The sequence below is a fragment of the Stenotrophomonas sp. YIM B06876 genome (assembly GCF_030711595.1).
Classification (GTDB): domain Bacteria; phylum Pseudomonadota; class Gammaproteobacteria; order Xanthomonadales; family Xanthomonadaceae; genus Stenotrophomonas.
The window spans coordinates 1-776 of sequence record NZ_JAUJUJ010000382.1 but is presented as its reverse complement, the minus strand read 5'-3'; the positions used below and the strand labels follow the sequence as shown (position 1 = coordinate 776).

1 pseudogene is annotated in these 776 nt (G+C 68.4%); it reads left to right on the top strand.

The annotated features are described in order from the left end of the window. Positions 1 to 239: 239 nt before the first annotated feature. Positions 240 to 776, top strand: a pseudogene (locus QZH66_RS17445) (CaiB/BaiF CoA-transferase family protein); the annotation flags it as partial.

Here is a 776-nt window from a genome sequence, read left to right as displayed (position 1 = left end):
GAGCGCGCACAACCCACGCCTGGTCGTGTGCGACATCTCGGGCTACGGCAGCGACGGGCCGTACCGCGACAAGAAGGCGTACGACCTGCTGATCCAGAGCGAGGCGGGCTACCTGTCGGTGACGGGCACGCCCGAGGAGCCCTGCAAGTCGGGCAATTCGATCGCCGACATCGCGGCCGGCATGTACGCCTACACCGGCGTGCTGGCTGCGCTGATGCAGCGCGNGCGACGGGCCGTACCGCGACAAGAAGGCGTACGACCTGCTGATCCAGAGCGAGGCGGGCTACCTGTCGGTGACGGGCACGCCCGAGGAGCCCTGCAAGTCGGGCAATTCGATCGCCGACATCGCGGCCGGCATGTACGCCTACACCGGCGTGCTGGCTGCGCTGATGCAGCGCGACAAGACGGGCAAGGGCTCGCGCGTCGATGTGTCCATGCTCGAATCGCTGGGCGAGTGGATGGGCTTTCCGATGTACTACGCCTACGACGGCGCGCCGCCACCACCGCGCAGCGCGGCGTCCCACGCCACCATTTACCCCTACGGGCCCTTCCTGGCCGGGGACGGCGGCACCGTGATGCTGGGGTTGCAGAACGAGCGCGAGTGGAAGCTGTTCTGCGAACTGGTATTGCGGCAGCCGGCGCTGGCGCTGGACGCCCGTTTCGACAGCAGCGCCCGGCGCAACGAACACCGCGCCGAACTGAAGGCGCTGATCCTGGAGGTGTTTGGCCAGCTCACGGCGGCGCAGGTGATAGAGCGGCTGGACGCAGCCCGGATC